3 protein-coding genes and 1 pseudogene are annotated in these 3,152 nt (G+C 37.9%); 1 reads left to right on the top strand and 3 read right to left on the bottom strand.

Annotated elements, in window-relative coordinates; translation table 11 throughout:
- Positions 1-262: 262 nt before the first annotated feature.
- Complete coding sequence (locus tag M313_RS23925) at positions 263-817, top strand: CBO0543 family protein (protein WP_010198064.1); 555 nt, start codon at positions 263-265, stop codon at positions 815-817.
- Between the two features lie 26 nt (positions 818-843).
- Here the strand turns inward: M313_RS23925 and M313_RS0116985 are convergent, their stop codons facing one another.
- The 3 genes and pseudogenes from M313_RS0116985 to M313_RS25415 form a co-directional block, all read right to left on the bottom strand.
- Positions 844-2,397: a potassium/proton antiporter gene (locus M313_RS0116985; protein ID WP_010198066.1), complete on the bottom strand. Its 1,554-nt coding sequence runs from the start codon at positions 2,395-2,397 to the stop codon at positions 844-846.
- Between the two features lie 11 nt (positions 2,398-2,408).
- Positions 2,409-2,957 carry a tyrosine-type recombinase/integrase gene (locus M313_RS0116990; RefSeq protein WP_010198068.1) on the bottom strand — a complete coding sequence of 183 codons (549 nt, stop codon included), beginning with the start codon at positions 2,955-2,957 and terminating at the stop codon, positions 2,409-2,411.
- Positions 2,958-3,062: 105 nt separating this feature from the next.
- Positions 3,063-3,152 (bottom strand): annotated as a pseudogene (locus M313_RS25415) (winged helix-turn-helix transcriptional regulator); the annotation flags it as partial.

Here is a 3,152-nt window from a genome sequence, read left to right on the forward strand (position 1 = left end):
TGGATGGCAAGGCACACAAATTAGTGGCCAATAAATAGTAAGTAGAAAAAACCTCCCACTTCATTAGTAGTCGGGAAGGCTTAAATAAGGCTCTTTTCTTCATACTTGTTGGTTATACGGGTTTAGTAACAAGTATCAGAAAACAGTCTTTTTTATATATTTCAAAAAAGAAATAGAAAGGGTGACTCGAAACAAAACGAGGTATCATTTTTAATAAAATAGAAAAACTACTTATATCCAATACAATGAGAGCAGGCTCTTTATGTCCATTAAGGAACAATACATAGAAGTTTTTAATAAAAATCAATCTTCGGTTCAATCCCATGTGAATTTTTGGGTGGAACATGTCGTTTTCTCCTGGCAGTGGTGGATCATGGTAGCTACATTCATAATATGCTGGACAGTATTTTGGAAGCTAAAAAAATCAAAACACCTCCCTAGAATCACCATATACGGACTGCTTTGGATTATTGTCGCATCCAACCTGGACGGCTTGGGGTATGAACTTGGACTTTGGGGGTACACGTACAACCTCAGTCCCTTTTTACCTAAATCATATGTATTTGACTATTGTCTCATCCCCATTACTTATATGCTTCTCTATCAATATTTTCAAAAAGGTAAGGGATTTCTTTACGCAAATATTGTTTTGGCTGTTGGCGCCTCATTGATTGCAGAACCGGTTGCTCAAAAACTCGGTCTTTATATCCCATTTCACTGGAGTAAATTTTACTCTGTGCCTTTATATATAATGATTGCTTACATTCTGAAATGTATTACCGAAAAAATTTGTCGTTCTATCCTACCAAAAAACTAGGATAACCATAAGGCTATCCTAGTTTTTTAAACGGTTTCTTTTATCTCTTCTTTATTATTGGTATCTTCTTCTACTTCAGTTTCTTCCCCATCCATAATAGGCTCAGCCTCTTTTTTCTTTTTGAGGAACTCTTCTAAAGCAAGTTTACTTTCTCTTGATGTTAGTATATACAAGAAATCCTTATCCTTAATGACAGTATCACCAGATGGTGTCACAAGAATTCCTGCTCTAATGATGGCATTAATAAGTGTCTTATCAGGGAATTCCAACTCAGCAAGTGTTTTTCCGACCATATCCAGATCCTCTTCTACTTGGAACTCAATTATTTCTGCATTTGCTTTCCCAATGGAAACTAACTCTAAAGAATGTATAGGTGCTATCTTCTTTGGCCCAGTGAGATCTAATTTTTTTGCAAGCATCGTAATGGTAGATCCTTGAACAAGAGTCGATGTCAAGACTACGAAGAATACAACGTTAAAGAACAGTTGTGCATTAGGAATGCCGGCAATCATTGGAAATGTAGCGAGAACGATCGGTACAGCTCCTCGTAGACCCGCCCATGAAAGAAACACTTTTTCTTTGATACTGAAATCCATGCCTAATGTGGAGAGGAATACGGCTATAGGTCTAGCTACAACTATCAAAATTACAGATAATAACAATCCCTTAAGCATAATATCCCACTGGAACAACTGTCCTGGGAAGACCAGTAATCCCAATATGATAAACATAAGAATCTGCATCATCCATGCAAACCCTTCATTAAATCTGAAAATCGACTGTCTATAGGTAAGTTCATTGTTCCCTATTATTAATGCTGCCACATACACCGCTAATAGTCCGCTTGCACCCATCAGTGCTGCGATACTGTAAGTTAAAAGGGCGAATGCCATGGCAAAGACAGGATATAGACCAGAGGAGTCGAGGTTTATCTTATTAATGGAATAGGAAGCCAGCTTACCAAGACCTAATCCCAACAGCAAACCAATTCCCATCTGCCAGAAGAAACTTCCGATAAACCCTATGTAACTGGGATTGGAGGCAGTTAGCAATTCAATAAAAGATAATGTCAAAAACACTGCCATAGGATCATTCGTACCGGATTCTGCTTCAAGAGTTGCCCCCATCCGTGCTTTAATGTTCTGTCCTTTTAATACGGCAAAAACTGCTGCTGCATCTGTTGATCCAACGATGGCTCCAAACAGGAATGCTTCTAACCAAGACACATCGAGAATAAGTTTGGCAGATACTGCAACCAGTGCAGAAGTCAGGATTACCCCAAGAGTAGCCAATGATAAAGAAGGTTTGACAACCTTGCGAACTGTTCCCCATTTTGTTTGCAAACCGCCTTCAAATAAGATAATCACGAGAGCAAAAATACCGATTAATTGAGCATACTTTACATTATCAAAGTAGATGAAACCAAGTCCATCACTGCCTGCCATCATACCAACAATTATGAACAATACAAGGGCTGGAACACCTAGTTTTGATGAGAATTTTGTTGTTATGACTCCAACAATCAGAAGAAATGCGGTAAGTAAAATAAAATAATCAACATTGAATGCACCTTGTATCATCTTATCCCCCCTTATAAATTGACATCGATTCTTACAGATAATTTTTCATGCTTGTCTATTCCAAGATAACGGAGTGTTTCCGAAGGTGAAGTGTGGTTAAAATGTTTTTGGAGAAGAGCAACTGCAACACCGCTTCTATAGGCATGGTAGCCGAAGGTTTTGCGCAAAGTATGAGTACCCACTTTACCAGGCACACCTACTTCTTTCGCTGCTTTATTAATGATGCGGTATGCTTGTTGCCTTGTAATCGGTGAACTGCACTTTTGGGATTTGAAAAGGTAATCCTCTGGCTCAAGGGTTCTTTTGTCAAGATAGTCCGCTATCGCTTGTTTGACATGTTTATTCATATAAATAAAATGCCCATTTTCCAATTGGTAATAGTCATTTACTTTTCCATCCAGTGTCACATCTTCGACTTTAACATGCAGAAGTTCACTAAGTCTTAACCCCATGTTGATTCCCATTACAAAAAACAAGTAATCTCTTAAGGAGTAATTTTTTAAATATTCTTTAATGTCGCGGATGAATTTGCGATCTTTTAAAGCCTCGACATATTCCATAAGATTCTCCTCCTTAATGTTACTTAACTCTATTATAACATATATATATGTAACATTTTAATAATATGCTTATTAAGATATATTAGGAGAAAATTCCGGTCCTTCTTTATCCTCAAGCTTTTTCACCCGCTCATTGGTTGCCGGCGTGGAAAGCCCAATCCTCTTACCCAGTTCTGTCATCGATATCCGGGCATT

The sequence above is a fragment of the Bacillus sp. m3-13 genome, assembly GCF_000175075.1.
Taxonomy (GTDB): domain Bacteria; phylum Bacillota; class Bacilli; order Bacillales; family Bacillaceae_I; genus Sutcliffiella_A; species Sutcliffiella_A horikoshii_C.